We start from the raw sequence: 20,694 nt of genomic DNA on the forward strand, positions 1-20,694 counted from the left end.
TTCTGATCAGGATTTGATGTAGTGCGGAAGGAAGTCCGCCCCGTATTGCTGATGAAGCTTCTGGACCTCCAGAACCTCAAGACGCCCGGATTGATAGATCTTCATCCACGGTCCAAGGCTCGACAGATCCGTGTTCAGAATCACCGACTCCTGGTTCTCGGTGTACCGCTTGAGCAGCACCGCATACTTGTTTTTGCGGTGGCTCTTACCGGTGACGAACGCCATTTCCCGCGGCGACAGCTTCCAGTCTGCGTAATCCTCTGGCTCAGCGGCCGGGTTACGGAAGAAGAACACGGTGGGGCACTGGCCGCGAATTGTATCGGAGAGGCCGAGGTCGGCAGGGGCAGTCGGTCGCTGGAAGGCCGAAATGATAACCTGGCGCTCCTTGCGCCCCTCCTGCAGCAGCTTCTTATAACGAAGCTTGAAAGCCTCATCTCGGAGCAGCGGCTCCGTCTCGTCGATGAAGATGAGGCGCGGGTCGCCCTTCGCCTCAGCAAGAATGCGATGCATCAGGTATGAAACCATAGCTGGCGCAAGCTTCGGGTCGCTCATGATGTTCGTGAAGTCGAAGCCGGCAAGACGCTGGCTGAGGTCAAGCGTGTCGCTCTCTGCACAGACGATCGGTCCATACTGATTATCAGATGTCCACGAGATCATCCGGTCGCGCAGGGGAGAGCCCGCCTGGAACGCGATGTTCCAGAGCTTCTTCAGATTCCTGCTCTCATTGTCGAGGCCCGCGCTATAGTTGATATCGACGGCGCTCGCGATCTCCTGGGAGAGTTCGTACTCGTCTTCCTTGACGTTCGCGACCAGCTCCAGCCAGTCACGGAGGAACTTCCGGTTCGACGGGGTATCGTCCAACTGCATCGGATTGAGAGCAACCGAACGGTCCTCTCCATCGAAGAACACGTAGCTGCCGCCCAGGGCTCGCGTCACGATCTCGCAGCCACGACCGCGGTCGAAGAAGAACGCCTTGACGTCGCTATGACGCAGGGACTGAGAGGTGAGAAAGGACATGAGCGTCGTCTTGCCGCCACCGGAAGGACCGATGGATAGACAGTGACCCAAAGGCGGGTTCGAGCCATCGGGAACATGCCACTGAAATGCATAGGGCGCGCCGTCCAGCGTCTCGAACATGGCGATAGGGCCTTCGCCCCAGTTCGAGTTCACGCGACCGACAGGCGTGTTCTGGAAAGTCGACAGGATCGCGATCTCACCGGAGAGAAGACGCTGCGGGCGGGTCATGCTGTCAAAACCCGGGAGCAGGCTAAACCAGTGTTGCACAGCGGTGTTCTTGGCCCACAAAGGATTCAGACCAAGCACCTTGATCTGGGTGAGCCGATTACGCGCCTCAAGGACATCATCCGGCGTGTCGCCATAGAGAACGATGGTAGTCTGAACCTGAGCGAGCTCTTGTTCCTCCTCAGATTGAGGCTCCAGCGCGGCTGCCACGATCGCGAACTGCCCAGCCGCATCGGACCCGGGCTGGAGACCCGGCGCCATCTTCTCCTGCCACCGAAGCCCGGCCAGGGCTTTGCCCTTGCTGATTGGCTGAATATCGTGACAGATCGTCATCTCGATGGGGTAGCTGAGAAGATCAAGCATGTGAGATTCGTAGAGCGGTGTGGTCCACTCCTCGATCACAAAGACCGCAGCATACTTGCGCTCCGGCCCATTGCTGAACTCGAACATCGAGAGGTCCTTGTCGTAGCGGACCACATCGGCGCACATCCGATAGCTGACGTCGCGACCCCGCGTGCCGCCGAGCAGCACTGGTCGCGTGATGGGCGACAGCATGCGCGAATAGAAGGACAACGGAGTCATGGCCTCGGCGGCGCGCATCTCCTGACCGCTCTCATCGCGGAAGGTCTGGGTGTCAGCCTGTTCGAGGCTCTCTGGCACCTCGTCGACCTCGATCAGCTGCTTCACACCATAATCGTCAAGGAGCGACTTGGTCTGGTCGGCAGCTTCCTTGAGGCGTTCGACGCCACGCTTCTCGTCCTTGATGCTCAAGACGACGTAGAACTCGGTCGACAGCGGTCGCGGGAGCCCGTGTGCCCAAGCCCGCGAAACTTCGCTCATCACCCCGAACTTGTTGGGAAACTCGGACGGCTTCGGGAGACGGTCACGAATGAAGAACTCGCGGACGCGAATTCCCATTTCGTTCATGGTCTCAACCCAAGCCTGACGTGCACCGTTCAGGGTGCGTTGACGCCCCTTGTCATTGAACTTGAGATCGGTCCCGCGCACCGACAGAACAACGGCGTAATAGCCGTCTTCGCATACGATCGTCTTGCCATCGTCATGCATGTAGCGGAACTTGAGCTTGTCAGCGAGGCGCGTTTCTTTAGGCCGGGGAATTGCACGCTGCGCAACCTTTGGGATCGAGAACGCGACAGCACCCGCCATGGCGGCGAGACCGCAAACCCCAGCCATGAACTGAGCCACAACGCTCGGCTGGAAGACGTAGCTCGCGAGTGCGGATTCCATGCTGACCCCAATCTTCAGATATTCGAGAAGTAGTGCGAGCCCTTGCCTCCGAGGTTCGACGAACCGACCTTGCGGTTGTCGAGCGAGAAGACGATGGACATCGCGTATCGCATCTTGAGCCCAAGGACGATCGCCAGCACGTGGAACCCAGCTACGAAAAGCGGGAACCCGAACATGGCGATCGTCATCAAGCCAACTGCGACCAGTAGGAGAGTAAAGAACAGCGCCAATCCGAGGCCGAGGACTGCCAACGGCCAAGGAGCCCAAAGGACCTTGAACGGTTGAGCTACCGCGGGAAAATGATTCTGCTTGCAGAAACCCTCCGACATGGAGCTGCTCCCTCTTCCTGTTGCTTAGCTGGTAATGTCGGTCATCGTCTCGGTGCCGCTGGAGTCACCGGTGAACGCGTTCACGAGGCTGCCGATGACGCCGAAGACGACGCACGCGCAGAGGGCGGTGATCATCCACTTGACCTTGACCTGGCCCCAGAGCATCGGCGCGGCGCCGACCAGGAGCGAGACAACGGCGGCGGCAAACAGGATCGTCCGCGTGACACCGGCGGCGCTGCTGGTGCGGGAGGTGATGCGCTCTTCGAACTGGCCGAACGCGGCATAGGCTGGTTCAGCCTGGATGAAGCCAAGGAAGCCAACGAGAGCGACGGCCGGCAGAACCCGACCCCACTTTACGCGGGCCAACGAGGCCCGAACGGCGTGAATGGACATGAACGTATCCTCATTTAGAATCCGCCCGGGGACGGGTGCGGCAACAACTGCCGGCGATCTACGTTATGTGACGAAAATCTTATTCCGACAAGGCCGTTTCCGTAAAATCCGGTGATGCCATCCGTAAACGCCTAGGAGCCACCGAACTGGCAGGCCGACGCACATCAAAAAGGGCCGTCCTTCGGGAAGGACGGCCCTCTGAACAGCGCGTCACAGTGTCTTAAGCTTCGCCTACAAAGGCCTGCACGAGCGCGCCCATCATCGAGATGACGGCACACGCAGCTAAAGCGGAGACCATCCACTTAACTTTGACTTCGCCCCAAAGCATCGGGGCTGCTCCGGCAAGTAGCGCGAGCACGGCGGCGGCAAATAGAATGGCCTTTACGGCCGTCGCGATATCTTGGGCTTTGCCGACAAGGTTCGTAGCGAGGTTGTCAAACGCGAACGCCGGCTCGATCGCGAGGAGCGAGAAAGCCCCTACGACCAACGCGCATGCCACCGCGCGCGCCCAATTCACGTTGGCAATGTAACCGCCAAGCGACTTGCCGCCCATTCCACTGGTCCTCGTTCAGCCCGTAAAGATCCGGGGCCGCGGTCCTTATGGGATGAAAGCCGCACCGGCGCAACCGTATCCTAAAAGCATTCACCGTCAGGTTGACCGGAAATGGGGACCCTCGGCCTTGTCAAAGGTCATCGCAGGCTCCTTCGGCCCCCCGGCGTTCATCTTTTCGATGAAGTTACCCCCAACGTTCTCAAGCCACGCATCGGTCTGATCCAGCCCCCGCCGGATCATGAAGTTCGCGGCCGCGGCCTGGTAAAGGACCTTACAGTCACGTGGCATAACGCCATCTGCGTCGATCTGGCTCGTTACTACCGATGCCAGTTCGAGCTGGTTCGTGAGATTTGCGAGGACCTGGGCAGCCCTCGCCAGGCTGGCATGCTGGCTTTCTCGGGGAGCCGGCTCGATCAACTGGTAGTAGTCGAGGAAGAACGCGTCGATGCCAAGCAGCCGCTTTGCCATGAGTATGTCATGACGAATGTTGTCGATAGTCGCTCCGGGGCAGTGGAGGTAGTAAGCAAATTGGCGAGCTGGTGACGCTGTGTAGGCGTCGTAACGGCTTTCAAAGCGGGCAAAGTCTGACTCCAGTCGGTCCGCGTTAATCGCGAGAGCTCGCGCAGCGCACATCCGCTCGAGATCGGTATCCGACCTTTCCAGCGTAATCACTAGATGAGGTACTTCTTGGGCGCAGAGATTATAGGATAGCGTGGAGATGAACGTAGTTTTGCCGGTTTTCGATTTAGCGCCGATGTTGAACATCCGCCGAGAGTGAAGGCCGCCGTTCGTCGTTCGATCGAACAGATCGATCAACGTCGGAATCTTCCGGCGCGGACTTTTCATCTCAGCCTTCAGCCGCTCGCTCGCCTGACGTCCGCTCATGAACCGATTCCGTGAACTGAGGGTCGACCGGTCTATAAGGCTTGTGGTGCGAGCGACTAGCGAGTCCACGGAGTCGTCGGAATGCAACGCAACTTTCTTCGCGCGATCGAGCGCCTCGATAAAGCGCCGCCGCCGTGAAGCCTCAAGCAGTTCTGACGATCGCTCCAGCACTATGGTGCGAGAGGCTGAACTGCGGTCAGCTAGGATCTGAACGTAATCCCGGCGTTCATCGTTGAGATCACCCCCGCAAAGGCTCGTGACAGCTCTCGCGGTTATATCGTCACGGTCCTCGGCGAGTCGCAGGATCGCTCGCCAAATTGCCCGGTGAGCTGCGGTACCAAAATCGTCAGCAGTTATGTTTTGAAGATCGTGCAATAGCGCGGGCTCATTCACGAGACTGCCAAGAACTTCCTGCTCGGCTTCTGTCGCTTCAGTCCGCGGCCGGAGCTCTTCTTCGTCAGTCATACGCATAGACCCCGGGGTCCTCTTCATAAGTTGGAATGTTCTCGGAAGGCGGCGCGTTCATGTATCTCAGATCACCGGACTCGGTGCGCCACACCTGGCGCCGTTCTGAGCCGGTGTCGCCCTCGTGGCCCTTGGCCGTCCAGCCAACGACCTCCCAGGACGCGCCGGGGGCTACGCTGATCCGCCGCTTGACCCTCCGGGGCATCCGCGGCGCTTCCTGAAGCTCAGGCGGCGCCTGCGGGGCTCCTGCAGGCCGTGCTACCGGCTTGCGCGCTTCGCCCGCTTCCTTCGCCAGATTGGCAAGGATACTCGACAGGTAGGACAGCGGCCGGCCGAGCTGCTTGTTCGGGATCGCCTCGACCCCGGAGCGCACGAAAGGCTCGCCCCACTGGCCGATCCATTCCGCCAGCTTCTTACGGGCATTGTCCGCGTCGACCGGACCTGCCTCGAGCAAGCGGCGAACAAACTCCGCCGGTACAGCGGTTTCGTTCGCCGAAGATCCTGCGGATGGCCTGTACCCTGGGGAGCTTGATACAAGCTTCTCGGATTGAGCTTCATGGAAAGCACCAGTTCCACGGTTAGAGGGCGCAACCGGTGTGTGTTTGCCCCCCGGTCCCTGCAGGAACCTGTTGGCATGGACAGCTCGTTCGGTTCCTGATTCAGCTTCATTGATCCGCCCGCGCCTACGCACAGACTCATCTCTCTTATTCTTCTCTGAAGAATGATTAGAGATAGAGAGATCCGCGCACGGCGGGCGGACGCGCACGTGAGATGGACTCTCGTTTTCGTCAAGAGTTGCGAAACCCACGTTTTCCGCCATTTCCGGATCATCGTGCGCCGAAGGTATGTACATATGTGCATAATCACCGGGGAAGTCGGCATCGTCATTTATGTACGCGTGTGCATAGGAAGCTGAATTATGCACATGTGTACGTTCCGAACCGATGTACATATGTGCATCCGAAGGGTCGGTATGCACATGTGTGCAGTCCTCGGCTCCGCACACATGTGCATAATCGCCCGCAATTTGCACATGTGTGCATGCAGGTGAACCGAGCGCGTGGTCGGCCTGGGCAGCGGCTGCGCCCTTCTTGCGGGTCGCCACACGCCCCCGCGTCAGCTTGATTTCGGCGCCGTTCGCCTTCTGCTCCGCGGCAGCACGGAGATAGCGCATGTTTGCTGCCTCGGAACGTTTCGCCATGATCTGCGCGCGATGCTCGAGTCCTTCTGCTACGTGCACCACAACCAATTCGCCGTGACTGAGCGCCACGGGGTCGAGCAGGTGCGAGACTCCTTGCAGCAAGGCATGGAGGAATAGCCCATCCTCTCCCGTGCCCTGGCCAAACTCTGCCAGGGTCATGGGCCGCCCGGCTTCAACGTGATGGGCAGCGACCCTCATCACGATCGCGACCGACGCGTTGTCATGTAGAGCGGCGACGGCACTGAAGAAGTTTGGGTTGATACGAACGGGAGGGGTGCGGGTAGGAGATCTGCTCATGCGGCCTCCTCCCTCGTCCCGCAGACAGCCTCCATCTCATCATCCTCATTTGCGATATGGTCGCGCCGCCAGCGGGCATGTTCCCGGATGAGCTCTGGCGAGATCCTGTTTTCGAATGCCATGTTTAGCCGTTGCAGCATTCGGGCCCGGGGCATGTTTCCGCGCAGGAGAAACGCTGCCATATAGTTCTTCGTGATACCCGTCCTGAGCAGGCGCATGGAATAGGTGTCTCCATGGCTGGAAACCTGGGCGACAGTCTCGCCGAGCGGGCCGCTGAACATCTCTTCTCCGGAAAGGCGCCCTCGGCGGCGCATATCATCGAGAGATACCTCTCCTGAGGTATGGAGCTGGAGGCGAAGGGCGGTTAGGTAATGGCAGGGTCGGGTTGGCTGCGCCGCCAAATCCCATAGCGTTCTGATTGGAACGAGGGAGCGGGATGACAGCGACGCATAGTCGACGCCATCCCTTCGAATATACTCCGAAAGGTCCACGGGCTGATCCTGAAATCATGAAAAAGGTGTTGTAGGCTTGCTACGATCCGGACATTGCTCTAGTCAAGCGTAATCCGCAGTGTATTTTTGCGGATGCAACGAACGGTGTAGCGCGTAGGTGATGATGGGTGTAGTGCAGGCTCCTTGCTTCGGCGCGAGTAGCCGGGTGATTCGAGAATTCCGAACATCCAGTTTAGGATGGGAGGAACCGCCGTGGTAGCACGGTGTTGGATTGTCGCGTTTTCCGGATGGGGGCCCTCAGGCCAACTTCGGGGTAAGGAACTGGATTAGGATCCCTAGGAGACCATTATCATGGCAGCAACTGCAGCACGAAGCCGGGCGATGAAGACGCCAGCCCACCTGAATTTGGAGCTCGATCCGATCGCTCGCGGCGTGGTGTTTCCAAGCCACGTGCGCGATGTGCGGCGGTCGAAGGGCTACGAAACGCTTCGTGACTTTGACGGCAAGGCCAAGGTCGGCGGAACCGTCATCACCTATAACCGTCTCGCAAAGATCGAACGTGGCGAGGTCATTCCGGACGCCGCTGAGATCACCAGCATTGCAAAGGCGTTGAAGGTTCCAGTCGACGCCCTTCTCGTCGATCCGACGAGCCCGATGTTCGATCGCACGGCCTGGGCGCGCGATCACATCGAGGCTAGCCTCAAGAACCGGGGCGGTGACGTTGAGGCGATGAAGCTCGGCGCAGCGATGCGCGTTCATCGTCTCTCGCTCAAGCTGTCCACGTCGGATCTCAAGGAGTACGGTCTGCCCGCAGCAACCGCCAGCCGCATCGAGAACGCCGACCGACCGCTCGAGCGGTGGCCGCGTGACGTCAAGAACGGCATCGCCCAATTCTTCGGCGAGAGCAGCTTCCGCAAGGTTGAAGATCGCGTCCAGAAGATGTTCGAGGCGGGTGAACTGACGGTCATGCTTGCCGAGCTGTTCTCCGAAGAGGCGATCCAGGCGCGCAACAATCGTCGCCTGCGCTCGCTGCTGACGCAATTGCCCGGCACGGCTGCCAAGAAGATCACGGAGCATCTGGACGAGCAGTACACGAAGCTGCCTGACATTTTGCGTACCACTGCGCGGTCGCGGCATCTCGAATCGATGCTGAGCGGGTCGCAGGACAACGACTTGATGGTGCGGGCGGGCGACGCGGAAGCTGCCCCTCCGGCTGGTGGCGCTGACGTCGAGACGAAGGGCACCGATGACCTTCCTGTGCTCGGCGCGCGGCTGCTCGGCAATCGTATCACGCTCGATGCTGATACGGGTGCTAAGATCCGTCGACCGAGTGGCGTAGGCGCTGATGCGTATGCCGTCCGTGTAGACGTGTCGAGCGTCGGCTCGCGGATTCAGCGCGGTTCTGTCGTCGTGGCGGAAGAAGGCCATAAGATCTCGGGTGGTGATCTCGTCGTCATCCGTGATAGCTACGACAACTCCGTCATGCTGGCCGAGGCTGTGGTAGATGAAGGGCACACCTTCTTCGAAACCCAGAACCCGAAGAGCAGCATCAGCCAGGCCGATCTGACCCAGGACGAGGTCGTGGCTAAGGTGCTGGCTATCCTGATGCCGTGACCGTTCGATCGAACTGACGAAAACCCAAGGGGGCGGTGGAGACACCGCCCCTTTTTTGCACTCAGGTCGTCAACCTCAGCGGCGCGAACGTCGCTGATGCCGCTAATGCACACATGTGCATAAATGCGTCGGATATGCACATATGTGCATAACGGCGCCTAACTTGCACAAGTGTGCAAACCGGGATTATCGGCGGCCGATATTGAGGCCCGGGAGAGCCCCGTACAGAGGCGATCGGACTCAGTCAGCCCGTTTACCGCCCAAGGCCGGTGCAAGCGCTGTACGGGGCTCCTGAGCGGTTCTGAGCCGATCCAAGCGGCGGCGCTCGCCCTACCTGAGAACGAAACGATCAAGGTGCGTCGGACCCGCCGGTGTGTAGCGGTAGCCAAGGCCGCCTCATGAGACGACCGCTCGGAATGTTAGCGACCAGCTACGCACACGGGCCCGGATGACGCTCCCTCAGAATGGCCCGGATGTAAGTGGAGGTGGCGTTAAGGCGACCCGTGGTCCCTGGCAGCGTCGTCGGCCACTGCTCGAAAGGGGTTTGGCGAAAGGCGCGTCGCACTGCGCCAGTACCGCCAGCCTCTCATTGTGAGTGACGCTCTAGAGAGACACACGCCTGGCGCAGCAGGGCTGCGCCAGCACTACGTGTCCAGCTCGGACGCTCACGTCCAGTTAGCGCTTCGGCCGCAGACCTTTGCCAAGGCCCTTTCCGGAAGACTGCATCCGCTGGAAGGCCTTGACGTCAGCCTGGAGCTGCCGCGCGAGTTCCGGATCCGCGCTGGCAAGCGCTGCCATTGCCTGCCGGTCGCGCGCGAGGTCCGCAGCGAGGCGCCGGCGATCGCTCAGACTGCGGTCCTGCTCTCCCGCCTTGAGCCACTCGTCCAGCGCTGCGTTCTCGCCGCGGAGAGGGGTAACAGATGGGCGCAGGTTTTCGAACACAGCCTGGCCGGTACGAGGCGTCTGCGGTTCGTCGCCGAACAGGGTCGGCTGCTGCGGATCCGTCCTCCTTGCGACTGGTTCCTCGACGCGACGATCGGGCGCCGATGTCGGCGAGGGGGCGAGGGGTTGGGTTGTATGCACAGGATGCTCCGGACCGGTCGGTTTGGCTGTTGCAGGAGCCCGGGCGGGTTCTGCCGCAGGACGCGCTGCCGGAGCCGCAGGAGCTGCAACAGCCGGCTGGTGCGGAGCCGTACGCTCGGTGTGGGTGGAAAGGGGCTCCGTGGATGCGGGCAAGCGCTCGCTGGGTGCCTGAGGAAGCGGGCGTTGTGGCGCCTCATCCCGCTTAGGCCGACGGGACTGCTCAGCCGACGGCGGAACGATCTCAACGATCTTCTCCTGGCGTTGCTTGCTCGTACCACGCAGCGCTTCACGGGTTGTCTTCAGGCTGGCCTGCATCTCTTCATCGCCGACCCACCGTTCAGCGATCGCCGCGACTTCGCGCGGGCTCTTTGGCCCAAGCTTGTACACGCCGTCCTTCTCGACGATCGCATATGGGTGCTTCTCGATGAACGAGCTCAAGCGGGCGAAGTCTCGCTGCTGCTCGCGATGCACGCCGCGGAGACGGTTCTGGACGAACGCGGGCTCGAGATCCGAGGGGATGATGCCGACGACTGCGAGGGCCTTTTCGTCCGCGACGTAGGCGCCCTCGACCAGGCGAATGCGAACGGCCTGCCGGCTGATGCGCGCAAGCACGCCGTCAGCGCCGGGAACGGCTGCGGCGTCAACCAGCGGACGAGGTTGCTCGGCACGCTCGAGTGCGGGGGCGCCTGTGGCCGCCGGCGCGCGCTCGACTTCGACCGTACGGTCGCGGCGCGCGGAGTCTCGCGTTGCAAGGGCGGCGAGAGCCGCCTGACGCATGGCAGGATCCTCAGCGTAGTCCGTAAACGCCGATTTCCACTGGGGCCGAGAGACCCGAAGGCTCAGGACGACGTCTCCCTGATCGTTGCGCTCACGGTGTACGGCGTGGGGGTTCTTCCCGACGTAGGTAACCACCTGCTCGATGAGTGCGTCCTGGCTTTCTTTGATCTTCGCCAGACGTGCGTTCATGGCGCCGTAGTTGCCTGCGTCCAGGAACTTTTCGTCCCCTGGGCGAGAGGTGAGCGGCACAAAGCGACGATCCTTGCGGACGAGGCGACGACGCCCCTTGAGGATCGACTGCACCCACGCATCCATCTCGGCCTTGTTGAGCGCACGGCGGTACTCGCCGTCCTGTCCCTGGAAGCTACCGTCCTCGCGCTGACGACGATTCTTGATCTCGGCGCGACGGCCGGCCTTGTCGTCGGAGCTACGCGAGAGGAGCCGTTCGATCTCGGACTCTTCTCGTTTGGCGAGAGCACGCAGCCGGTCTGCTGTTTCCGCCCATCGTTTGGCGGCGTCCAGCATCGGCCCCATGAACGCCCCAACTTCCTTGATCTCGTTCAGCGCTTCGTTCTGACGCTTTGTCAGACGGATGGCATCGGCCTTCTTGTGCGTAGGCAGCTTGTTTTTCCTCGCCGCCTCAAGTTGCTTTTCGCAGGTCTTGTCGACCTTCTCCGCGCGCGAGATCAGGCGCTCGTAGTTCTTCTTTACGCTGAGGGCGTGCGAGGCGAACTCGGCGGCCTCGTCGCGCCTTTGCCGCCAGCGTTCGATGCGCGCGTGCATTGCGATGTTCTCGTTCGGATCGACGCTTTCGTTGCGATCGACCTTCCCGTGATAGCGTCGCGCCTGGGCGTCGGTCTTCTTCTGCTCGCCCTCACGGCGGCGATCGATTTCGGCGAAGACTGCGTCCCATTCCTTATTGGCGTTTCGGTACCCGACGGGTGTCGCGATCCCCATCGATTCCAGCGCAGAGGCGCGCGTACCCAGATGCTCCTGCGCCTCGCGATGTATGCCCATCTCGCTGTATCGCCGCGGGTCGACGCGCCGCGGGACACCCGCCATTTGCAGGTGGTCATTGGTGATCTCGGCAAGGCGCTTGCGCATCTTGGGGATCCAGTTCTTCTCGTTGACCTCCGTGAGCTTATCCTGACGGTGCGGGAAGTGGGTACGGAAGGTTCCGTTGGGCGCCTTGTAAGTTTCGTCGGCCTCAAAATCCCAGCGCCCGTCGACCATCTTCTCGATCGGGCGATCGTAGTAGATCAGATGGAAGTGCCAGTTGCGGTCGTCGTTGGTATGATCGGGTGCGTGCATCACTGCAACGTAGGGCAGCTTGCGGCGCTCAAACTCATGGGCGAACTCCGCGAGGATGGCGGTGCGTCCCTTGAGATCCAACTCATACGGGAGCTCCCCGATCATCCTGTACTGGATGCGGCCGCCCTCGCCCAGTTTCGCGCTGACCTGGGGGTTCTCCTTGTCCCAGTCCGGATGTTCGCGGAGCCAGCGCAAGCTCGATCGTGCGTCATCGGTTTGGAAGCGGTATGGATGATCCGGGTCGGCAAGCAGCAGTGCCTCTGCCAGCGGCTTGGGGAAGCCTGGCTCCTTGCTAACCTTGTCCCAAAACTCCGGATGCTTGGCGACATGGATGATGAGCTGGTCCGGCGAGGGGTTACGTTCAAATTCCTCGATCTTATCCCATACACGCGCACGCTCGAGCGGATCCGGAGAGATGTTGGTGAAGAGCACCTTCTCGCCGTCCGGCTGCGTCGCGAGCGCTTCCTGGCGCTCCACGTAATATCCGTGAAGCGCTGCTTCCTTGCGCCGCTCAAGCGTGAGGACGCCGTCAGCTGACTCTCCGGCCTCGAGTTCCGGGTGCTCCTCAAGCAGCTTCTTGAGGGCCTCCTCCTCCTTGTCGCTCATCTTTGCGATAGCACCATCGCGCTCGATGTACTTACCGTGTCTGCGCGCGGCGCCCGGTCCGATCTTGAGCCCGCTGTCCTTCTCCAGGTTGTTGCGCGTCTTGGAGACCGCCTCGTGCGAGAAATGGAACGACGTGCGTCCGTCAATGGTCTGCGGGCGCGGATTGCGGGCAGCAGGCAGGCGCAGGTCACCCATGCGCTTGGAGACACGGCCGCGCTCCCGGGCGAGGCGCTGAGCGAGTTCGTCCACGACGTGATTACGCCGTAGCTTCATCACGTCGTCCTCGCGGCCCTCATAGTCTTTCCCCTTGCGAAGAGAACTGAACTCTCGCACCCGGATCTTGTCCATTGCGTCGCGGTGCTGGTTCCGCGCGCTCTGGAGGCGGGGGCTGGGCTCAGGGTTTGCCTGGTATGAACGGGGTGCGCGTGCCATCTCGGAGTTAATTATTACCGAAACTACGGCCCGTTGCTAGTCGGACTATCCGGAAATCGACTTGAGCCTACCGAGTCCGCTTCGCGCGGTGCGCAGCCAGCTTCAGGCGTCCATTGAAGCGTCCCCGCATAGCGACTTCACGTCTGCTGGAGTGAGTTCGAAGAACAGCTTCGATCCCGGCGGCAGTTCGACCGTGAACGCAGGAACGGCCTCATAGCTGTCGGCAGCCGATGCCCGCAAGATTTGCAGCCTGTTTGTGGAGCAGTCGAGGCGTCCATCCATGCGGGCGAGAGGATGACTTTTGAGAGCCTCCGCTAACCCCGGAAATGGGCCACCGAAAGTGGGGCCACGCAAGCGACGTGCCGTTAGTCGCATGTCGACAACCACGAGACCAAGTTCGACACCGTGCGGCCCGCTCGAGAGACCAACAACCGGCAGGTATGAGTGCAACTGCTCTACCCATATCCGTTGCGTGTGATCTATCTCCGTTTGGAGAGACACCACGTCGTCCGGTGATGGGGAAGCAATCAGGATGGGAAGGTAAGCTGGTCCGAAACAAACCAGGCCGAGCGCGACGGCCGCATTGGTCGCCGCGTTGAGCCAAGCGAGCGCAAGCCTTCCTTGTGAGATACGATCGCGGCTGTACCACCACCGTGCGGAGAAAGTGGCCACAGCGACGAAGGCGAGGACGATCGACAGGCAGAGCAAGGCCGCGGCAAACGCCCCCATGATCCCGCCGCCGGTGCTGCCGTGTTCGTATGCCGAGAGGGACGGCGCAAAGGCGACGAGGGCGATGAGTATGATTACTCCAACGATCGTCAGCAGCGAGCAGCACTGCATCGCGTTGCGAAATCTGGTCTGCCAGGCGTCCTCGCCAGACGGGGTGGGACTAGGCAGATCCGGTATCGTGCAAGGATGGACTACGAACGCGGACCAGTCGTCTCTCCCGGCTGAGCGGGCCACTTCGTCGAGATGAGTCTGGTAAGGTCGACCATCATGGCGCGACAGCATGCGAGCACGCCTACGGGCGTCGGAAATCAAGCGTTGATCGTCCATTTTGGTATTCCTGGAGAGCGGCACGGGTCGGCCGCGCCGCGAATGCGACGGATATCGGGCTGGGATCGCGGTCCAGGGTTCGCCGCGAACGGCCGGCCTCCGCTAAAGGCCGCAACAGGTTTGTAGGATGAGCGGCGAGATCTGTCTATGGACAACCAGCTAGTCGGCGTACGCGCGAAGGTCCTTCAGGATCTTGGCACTGGCATCGTGGGCAGCATCCTTCTTGGTCCTGCCAACGCCAGTGGCGTGAACTTCAATGTCGCCGTGCCTGTAGAAGGCTGTCACGCTGAACCGCAGGTCATGCGGCGGCCCACTCGCCACTGTGTCGCCGAACTGCACGGTAGAACCGGTCCGAGCCTGAACGCACTCCATCAGGAGTGATTTAGCGGAGCGGTGTCCGATGTTCGGGGATGATCCGGTGCTCGGCCTTTGTGCGCACGCGTGGGAGGGCGTCACTGGTGCTCCTGCAGCGGTGAGCTTAAGCTTTCCGAGCAAATGCCGCGCGGCAACCTGCTGCGCCGATTTCACTGTTCTTTCGAGCCCCTCGGCCGTGGTGAGGACTCCCCGATCTTCCCACGAGGCGATCACGGTAAAGACTGGATTGTGTGGAGGTCCGCTCCGCGCCGCACGGCCGAAGCAGACGGTCGCACCGGCGACAGCTGCGTGGTCGTAGAGGCGGCTCTTGTGGTTGTGCCCGTCTGCTCGTTCCAAAGGGGCACCGGTCCCGTAAAATTCAGCCATCAGGATACGTCGGGAAGCGCTTGCGTCGATCCATGAGGTCACAAGTTCGTGCGCTTCTCGGCCGAACAGCGTGAGGCCGTCCTCGCTGAGCGTCGCAAGGTCTCGACCAGACAAGGCATCTTCTTCCATTCGAGCGAGGAGGTGGCGCATGGCTGCGTCCCTGTTGAAGGACCGAGCCTCACCTAGAGCACGAAGGATGGTGTGGAGGTCGTACGCGGCGATACCCTGGCTGTCGTTTGCGTTCAGGAGTTCGACGATAGCGCGACGGGCTGCGCGGGCGTGGTGCTCGGAGCTCTTTGCTTTTTCGATCCGATGGGCGGTCGTGAGATCACTCGCAAGCTGAGAGAGGTCGCATTCAGTCTCTTCGTTCAGCAAAGCCCGCAGGTTGACCACATCACAGTACCGTCGCAGCGGCGAGGTGAACCAAGCGTACGCCCCAAGATCCAGACCGTAATGCCCGAGTGGTCGAACCCCCATCTCGGCTGGAACGACCTCGTGCGCTTTGCTTCGCAAACGAAGGGCAGCAGTGGCGAGGTCAAGACCTTCCTGTTCGGCGAGTTCCAAGGTAGCCGCGGTCCGGCTGCCATGCGCGAAGCCCGCGAGGCGATGGTTGCGGTAAAGGACCGGGCTTCCGTATTCCTCCGCCCACGCGGCAAGTGCCGCATTGGTCAAGATCATGATCTCCATGACCGCCATGGTGCTACGATGTGCGGAGTGGCGGTCGAGACGGACGGTTTTTCCCTCCTCGTTGGTGTACCTCGACCGCGAGAGGTCGAACTTCGCTCCCGTCGCTGCAGCTCGTTCTTCGTGGAGGACTGCTGCCAGTTCCCAGATTGCGCTCAGGCGACCGTGGAGCGGGTGCGCGGCATCGAGGAGAGCCCGGTCAGCGTCGGCGTATGTCATGCCCGCTAACGTCCTGTGGTTGATCCGGCGCAAGAACCTCATTCGCGTGGAGAGGTTCCGGTCGAGGTCCACGCGAATGTGGATCATGGGACGGTCTTCTTCGTGCGAGAGGCTGAGTTGGTCGACGATGCGGCGAGGCAACATTCGCTCAACCCTGCCGTTGGTGAGATAGCGCGACAGCCCCGCAGTGCGGGCAGCGAGATCGTCGGGTGTGCCGATTTTAAGAATCCGGGGGACGTCCGGGAGACAGATGTCGACAAGCCATCCACCTAGGGGAGTGCGGCTCACCGAGATCGCGTCATCAATCTCACGGGCTCCGGGCGGATCAATGCTGATGACGGTAGGCAGGTCGAGCGTTGCTGAGGTCATGGATGAACTTCCTCTTGGGCCATCCTGTGTCGGTGGCCGGCGTGTCTGCGATGTTGGGGCGGAAGGTGGTCGGCGCGGGACCGTAATGGTATCGGCCTGCGGGCGGAGACCACCTTTCATGTGATGCAGCCTCGTCCCTGGGCGTTCTTCTTTTTACGCGTTCCGTTCTTCAGGACTTCGCGAGCAGGTGATTGTGGGAGGAGCCCGCATCCGAACCGAATATCGCCGAGACGGATCTTCTACCTTTGTGGGCTGCGGCGCAGCACGCGGAGGAAGTGGGCTCATAAAGGATCGGGTGCCGATGTGGCCACGTCCCGCGCTCGACCAGCGTGCCGCATTCGAGTGCCGGCGAGATGGCTCGTTATCGTGTGGCGAGCTGTATCCGGATGACTGGGTTCAGCGGTTCCACCGACGGTGCCTTGCTGGTGGTCTTGTCCCGCCGGGCCTGGTTACTCGTCATGGGATCCTACGGCGGCTGTGAGCACCTTATATTTCTCGCCTGGAGCATGCACCTCAGGCTTCTGTGGCGGCGTGTGCGATGACCACGTGCGCAGGAACCAGGCGCGCATCCATGTTCCTCATCGGGGCGTCAGATGAGAAGCTGACGGTTGTATCGAAGGACGCGTTCGCGGATCGGACGAAATCAGTTCACTCAACCGGTCCTGGCGTGAAATCAGGATCAAGCGAGCCATCGCCGCGAGCAGGACCAACTGGCCATCAGCTTTCCCGAAATGGTCCACCTCTCCACCGCCAGGTAGGGGCTCACATCTGCCGGCGCCGCTAACCACAGATATTGGTGCGAGGCTCGGGGCCGGTCAGTTGTGCTCGGTGTCCGCCGCAAGCGGCTGTCGGGCGCCACCGGCGCCTGCCGGGCGAGCATAGGATCTGATCTCTCCGTCGTGATCTGGGCGTTGCCCGAATATGCCCTGTTTACGTGCAAGCGCAGAGCGTTCCGTCGCCATCATGGATACCGGGGTCCGCAGGCATCTCTCAAGCGCTCTCACGCCGTTCGGACGCGGTTGGGCCCGGTGGACGTCCCAGACGCTCTGTGGACCTCTCTAGGCGGTTCTAGGGGCCAGGAGGACGGCGCGGCTGCGTGATGGGTGTGGTTGCCGCAATCGAGCATCGCCGCGAGGCGTCCATCGCTGCCCGGCTGTATGTCGTCATAGCGGTGGGCCAAGGGTGCAGAGCTCCATCTTCATGATCGTCGATTGCTGAGCATGCCAGGGAGCGCGAGCGGTGCCCGGCGCCCGTGTGCGATCAGCGGCCTTATCGCGGCCATGCGTGGGGGACAGGTGATCTATCCGCTCAGCGCTTCCTGCAGCCTCCGACGGATCTCATCGACGGTGACGTGGCGTCCGCTCACGAACCGGACCGTGCGGATACCGGCCGCACTGGTCAGTCGATCCCGGTTCGCGTCCTTCCGGGCATCATGGGTGGGGTCATCAAGTTCGATGATGAGCCGGACACGCCAAGATCTATCCACGAGCACAAAGTCAGGACGCCACTGGCTGAACTGGCGATAGGTCACGACTTGCTTCGCAGGCTTAAGGCGGGGGTCTGGCTGAATGAATGCGCCCATTGCCATTTGCGCGTGTATGGCGATGCCGTCCATCCTCGCAATCGCTTCGACCAGTTTCTCGTGAAAGATGGCCTCCGCTTTGGTGAGAACCGGACGTTGCACGACCGGGATCGAACGTTGGAAGAATTGCCCGGACAGGGCGATCAGGCCGAGCCCGACGGTCGCCACGATGGCGCCAGCGAACAGAGCAATCATGGGAGCGGGGAGGGTGTCCATCACCCCACGCTCGTGAGGTGGATGTGGAGTGCTGCAGCGAACGTCACTGCGATACATGCGAGCGCGATCACAACGAGGCCGAAGCGCAGCAGCGGACGAGGCTGAAGAGCGTGGATTGTCGCGGCGATCGCAAAGGCGGCAAGAACGCCGGCAATCGCGTCAACCGTGGGACCATAGCGATCAGCCAGGATGATCAGGAAAATTCCGGCCACTGCGAATGCGCCGGCGATCCGAAACGCGAGCTTGCGCTTAGGTCCGGACGGCGTTGTGGCTGGATATCTCGCCGCGGTAGTTTCGACATCCCGGCGGTCATGGTCCGAGTGCGAGGGAACTTGGTCCTTCATGTATGTTTCGGCTCGGGTGAAGTCGGGTCGTGTCTTCTTCTTCGTCATCGTGTTTTCCATTTCATCATGGAGTGTCCTTTCAGCCGTAGCCAGTGTCGCGACACGCATAGTTTACGGATGGGGCGATACTGCGGCGTTAGGGAATCCCTCTTAATGGCTTTTCCTGATGCTTCGGGGTGGCGTTTTTTTCATGGACCATGGTGCTGGGTGGCGGCCGTGGAGAGGCGCGCCTCAAGCGCGTGAGGTCTGTCGGGAGCGCGGACGAGGGGCTGTTGCAAAAGCCTCGGTGGCGCGAGCCATGGTTCGGTCAGAAGGGGCGTTGTCGTTGCCGCGGCAAGGGCTCGAGGCTGCGGGTTCTTAGGCCGGCGATTAGCGCGATCTCGAACGCGAGAAGAAGGCTGGTTCCGTAAGACCAGCGAGCAGAAACCTTCCGACCGGGCGGCGCGGATTAGCGGTATTCCGGGAAGCCTTTGGACGGGGCTGTAGGGATGCAGCATGGCTTCGGCGGAGTTGACCCGCGGAAACCCGCAAAGCAGCTTCTACGGGGCTCCTAGAGGCTCGTGGGCAGAAGATGTCGGGGTGGGATTTATGGCGGGCGCCGGTTTGAAAGAGGCGATCGCCGAAAACGAGGTGCAACGCACCTCGGAAGAGAAGCGGGTCCGAAGGGCCCGCGTCCCCCCGCCGATAGGCGCTTGGCAACCGTGAGGACGCCAAAAACTCGTGCTGAAGGCACGACCCATCCCCGAAGGGGCGCATACAGTTTTGGAGCTTGCTCCAAATTGTAGGTATTGCGCCTGAAAAACTTTTATTGGGTTCATAAATATGAAACCCGCGGAAATCCCCCTTTTATTGGGTGTGAAATGCAACCGGGGCAAGATTTCCCCTAAATTGGGATTGCGAATGCAGGATGGCATTGTGTATGCCGTCCGGGCCGGCCCCTGATGGGCGGCGCGGTCTAGGGCTCCCGAATTCTGTTCCCAATTCCGGGGCGCGAAAAAGGGGGTCCCCGAAATTGGGAATAGAAAGCGTGCAGCAACAAAAGCGTGGTCGCCGTTCGAAGGCTGAGAGATACGCGAAGGCGGCAAAAGTCATCGGTCCGCTAGGCGTGCAAGTTCTCTTTGAGGGGTTCCCTGGCGAGAAGGCGATGCCACTTGATGAGGAGTTCGAGGGGGACCTGGAGAACAGGTTTGGGACTCTCGGCAAGATGGTCAAAAAGAGGCTCGATGAGGTCGTTAAGAAGGAAGAAAAGAAGGAGATATTCGGTCAACGGATGCCGTGGCTCACCGCCGATACGCCGGAGCAAGAGCTGATCGATTTGTCTCAAAGGCGCCACTTAAATGAGCGTGTGTTGAATGAGCTGCTCTCCGAAGTAGCCATGCATATGCTTCTTTCGATGAAGATCGAAGCGGATATGAAGCAGGCTAGGCGGACCGCGCTCGATGAAGCTTTGAGGGTCCCGAAAGGGTTGCAGGAGTTCATCCTGAGACTGCATCTGGCGGGGCTAAAGGCGACAGCGGTGAAGGATCTATCGACCGGTGCAATCGATGCATTGGTGGCCTTGTTGAACGGGGACGCTGACCCGGATTTGCTCGATGCGGTGGGTCTTCGCGGGAAGGGCAGCAGGATCACAGACGAGGAGGTACAGCAGGCTCTGGCGGACGCCGAACGCGCGCGTGCCGAGTATCACCGAGCGAGGGAGGAAGCGTTCTCGGAAAGCCTTCCCCCCGTCATCGAACCCGTCATCCCGGAGGGCTTCAGCGAGGAATGGGACTACTCGAAAGGCCCGCTTCCACCGGAGTATTGGTCGACGGTGCAGACTTTCCCGATACCCTATGAGTGGGAGTATCGGATGGCCTTGCCGGAGGAGGAAGAAAGCGTCTTGGGCATGCCGCTCCCGGAGGCGCACAGCTGGAACGCACTGTTCAAATGGGACCGCGACTTCGAGGACCTGGCTCTCGATCCGATCATAAGCAAGCGGGGCTCTGGGACCAACATCAGGGAGTACACGGCGTTGAGGCGTGACATCGATCCGGATGACGTTGACGCCAACCTGGTGAAGACGTGGCATCTGTTGTTGGCCGGGCGTCTGATGACGCAGGAGGAGTGCGACGACTTATTCCAGCCGGGGTATTTCGAGGGCGTGGTAATGCCCTGCCCGGCGACCGGTCCTGGCGTTGTTCGACAGCTGGTACGAAAGGGGGAGTGATCCCCTTTTCCATGCTGCAAATACAATAAAGTGAACGGCGTCTCCGACGGTTCGGGGACGCCGTTCTGGCATCTGGATCAGGCTGCCCCGGCGCACACGCGGGTCAGGTTTCTCAGCCCCGGCAGGCCGTCGCCGGTGTCGCCGGTCAGCACGGTTTTGACGGTGACGGATGAGTAATCCGTGTAGTGAATCGTCAGCTCGGCTTCGGCAGAAACGATGTTTCCGGCGATGCTGATCGTCGCCGGATTCGGAATGCATTCCACACGCGATACTAGGCTCAGATCCGAGACCAGCGCGTCGATGGACGGGTCACCGACATTGGCGAGATCGCGGACAGTCATGCCGGAAACCATGCCCATGAGAGCGGCGACTTCTGCGGCCTTATCGCG

The 20,694-nt window shown here is 61.0% G+C and carries 15 protein-coding genes; 2 read left to right on the forward strand and 13 right to left on the reverse strand.

The genetic code is table 11. The annotated features are described in order from the left end of the window. Positions 1–6: 6 nt before the first annotated feature. The 7 genes from QP045_RS01675 to QP045_RS01705 form a co-directional block, all read right to left on the reverse strand. The gene (locus QP045_RS01675; protein WP_422513216.1) at positions 7–2,490 is read right to left on the reverse strand and encodes a hypothetical protein; all 2,484 of its coding nucleotides are present in this window, start codon (positions 2,488–2,490) and stop codon (positions 7–9) included. Between the two features lie 14 nt (positions 2,491–2,504). Beyond that, entirely contained in the window at positions 2,505–2,819 is a 315-nt protein-coding gene (locus tag QP045_RS01680) for a hypothetical protein (RefSeq protein WP_422513217.1), read from the reverse strand. A gap of 24 nt (positions 2,820–2,843) precedes the next feature. After that, positions 2,844–3,212: a hypothetical protein gene (locus QP045_RS01685; RefSeq protein ID WP_422513218.1), complete on the reverse strand. Its 369-nt coding sequence runs from the start codon at positions 3,210–3,212 to the stop codon at positions 2,844–2,846. A 220-nt stretch (positions 3,213–3,432) separates the two neighbouring features. Next, positions 3,433–3,765, reverse strand: coding sequence for a hypothetical protein (locus QP045_RS01690; protein ID WP_422513219.1), 333 nt, complete (start codon positions 3,763–3,765; stop codon positions 3,433–3,435). Positions 3,766–3,861: 96 nt separating this feature from the next. Then, on the reverse strand, positions 3,862–5,115 hold the full coding sequence (locus QP045_RS01695; protein WP_422513220.1) for a DnaB-like helicase C-terminal domain-containing protein: 1,254 nt from the start codon (positions 5,113–5,115) through the stop codon (positions 3,862–3,864). Next, on the reverse strand, positions 5,108–6,613 hold the full coding sequence (locus QP045_RS01700; RefSeq protein WP_422513221.1) for a hypothetical protein: 1,506 nt from the start codon (positions 6,611–6,613) through the stop codon (positions 5,108–5,110). The genes QP045_RS01695 and QP045_RS01700 overlap by 8 nt, the downstream gene beginning before the upstream one ends. Next, positions 6,610–6,894 (reverse strand): hypothetical protein, encoded by a 285-nt coding sequence (locus QP045_RS01705; protein WP_422513222.1) that lies wholly within the window; start codon positions 6,892–6,894, stop codon positions 6,610–6,612. Before QP045_RS01705 ends, QP045_RS01700 begins: the two co-directional genes overlap by 4 nt. 522 nt (positions 6,895–7,416) lie before the next feature. Here QP045_RS01705 and QP045_RS01710 point away from each other — a divergent pair. Next, positions 7,417–8,679 (forward strand): helix-turn-helix domain-containing protein, encoded by a 1,263-nt coding sequence (locus tag QP045_RS01710; protein WP_422513223.1) that lies wholly within the window; start codon positions 7,417–7,419, stop codon positions 8,677–8,679. Positions 8,680–9,354: 675 nt separating this feature from the next. Here QP045_RS01710 and QP045_RS01715 read toward each other — a convergent pair. The 5 genes from QP045_RS01715 to QP045_RS01735 all read right to left on the reverse strand — a co-directional run bounded on the left by QP045_RS01715 (position 9,355) and on the right by QP045_RS01735 (position 18,147). Beyond that, positions 9,355–12,804: a MobA/MobL family protein gene (locus QP045_RS01715; protein ID WP_422513224.1), complete on the reverse strand. Its 3,450-nt coding sequence runs from the start codon at positions 12,802–12,804 to the stop codon at positions 9,355–9,357. A 186-nt stretch (positions 12,805–12,990) separates the two neighbouring features. Next, entirely contained in the window at positions 12,991–13,944 is a 954-nt protein-coding gene (locus QP045_RS01720) for a hypothetical protein (RefSeq protein WP_422513225.1), read from the reverse strand. A 159-nt stretch (positions 13,945–14,103) separates the two neighbouring features. After that, positions 14,104–15,957, reverse strand: a complete 1,854-nt coding sequence (locus tag QP045_RS01725; RefSeq protein ID WP_422513226.1) for an RNB domain-containing ribonuclease — start codon at positions 15,955–15,957, stop codon at positions 14,104–14,106. Between the two features lie 1,300 nt (positions 15,958–17,257). Then, the gene (locus QP045_RS01730; RefSeq protein ID WP_422513227.1) at positions 17,258–17,755 is read right to left on the reverse strand and encodes a DUF2726 domain-containing protein; all 498 of its coding nucleotides are present in this window, start codon (positions 17,753–17,755) and stop codon (positions 17,258–17,260) included. Continuing rightward, positions 17,755–18,147, reverse strand: coding sequence for a hypothetical protein (locus QP045_RS01735; RefSeq protein WP_422513228.1), 393 nt, complete (start codon positions 18,145–18,147; stop codon positions 17,755–17,757). The genes QP045_RS01730 and QP045_RS01735 overlap by 1 nt, the downstream gene beginning before the upstream one ends. A gap of 979 nt (positions 18,148–19,126) precedes the next feature. On the opposite strand from QP045_RS01735, the gene QP045_RS01740 reads away from it, so the two are divergent. Then, complete coding sequence (locus tag QP045_RS01740; protein ID WP_422513229.1) at positions 19,127–20,305, forward strand: hypothetical protein; 1,179 nt, start codon at positions 19,127–19,129, stop codon at positions 20,303–20,305. A 77-nt stretch (positions 20,306–20,382) separates the two neighbouring features. On the opposite strand, the gene QP045_RS01745 is transcribed toward QP045_RS01740, so the two are convergent. Continuing rightward, positions 20,383–20,664: a hypothetical protein gene (locus tag QP045_RS01745; protein WP_422513230.1), complete on the reverse strand. Its 282-nt coding sequence runs from the start codon at positions 20,662–20,664 to the stop codon at positions 20,383–20,385. Positions 20,665–20,694: the final 30 nt, after the last annotated feature.

It is taken from the genome of Sphingomonas sp. 3-13AW, assembly GCF_049311085.1.
In the GTDB taxonomy this organism is placed as follows: domain Bacteria; phylum Pseudomonadota; class Alphaproteobacteria; order Sphingomonadales; family Sphingomonadaceae; genus Sphingomonas.

Bases quoted from the DNA above. Each gene is read 5' to 3' on its own strand.
- QP045_RS01675 (WP_422513216.1), bottom strand. From the start codon at position 2,490: ATGGAATCCGCACTCGCGAGCTACGTCTTCCAGCCGAGCGTTGTGGCT.
- QP045_RS01680 (WP_422513217.1), bottom strand. From the start codon at position 2,819: ATGTCGGAGGGTTTCTGCAAGCAGAATCATTTTCCCGCGGTAGCTCAA.
- QP045_RS01685 (WP_422513218.1), bottom strand. From the start codon at position 3,212: ATGTCCATTCACGCCGTTCGGGCCTCGTTGGCCCGCGTAAAGTGGGGT.
- QP045_RS01690 (WP_422513219.1), bottom strand. From the start codon at position 3,765: ATGGGCGGCAAGTCGCTTGGCGGTTACATTGCCAACGTGAATTGGGCG.
- QP045_RS01695 (WP_422513220.1), bottom strand. From the start codon at position 5,115: ATGACTGACGAAGAAGAGCTCCGGCCGCGGACTGAAGCGACAGAAGCC.
- QP045_RS01700 (WP_422513221.1), bottom strand. From the start codon at position 6,613: ATGAGCAGATCTCCTACCCGCACCCCTCCCGTTCGTATCAACCCAAAC.
- QP045_RS01705 (WP_422513222.1), bottom strand. From the start codon at position 6,894: ATGTTCAGCGGCCCGCTCGGCGAGACTGTCGCCCAGGTTTCCAGCCAT.
- QP045_RS01710 (WP_422513223.1), top strand. From the start codon at position 7,417: ATGGCAGCAACTGCAGCACGAAGCCGGGCGATGAAGACGCCAGCCCAC.
- QP045_RS01715 (WP_422513224.1), bottom strand. From the start codon at position 12,804: ATGGACAAGATCCGGGTGCGAGAGTTCAGTTCTCTTCGCAAGGGGAAA.
- QP045_RS01720 (WP_422513225.1), bottom strand. From the start codon at position 13,944: ATGGACGATCAACGCTTGATTTCCGACGCCCGTAGGCGTGCTCGCATG.
- QP045_RS01725 (WP_422513226.1), bottom strand. From the start codon at position 15,957: ATGACCTCAGCAACGCTCGACCTGCCTACCGTCATCAGCATTGATCCG.
- QP045_RS01730 (WP_422513227.1), bottom strand. From the start codon at position 17,755: ATGGACACCCTCCCCGCTCCCATGATTGCTCTGTTCGCTGGCGCCATC.
- QP045_RS01735 (WP_422513228.1), bottom strand. From the start codon at position 18,147: ATGACGAAGAAGAAGACACGACCCGACTTCACCCGAGCCGAAACATAC.
- QP045_RS01745 (WP_422513230.1), bottom strand. From the start codon at position 20,664: ATGGGCATGGTTTCCGGCATGACTGTCCGCGATCTCGCCAATGTCGGT.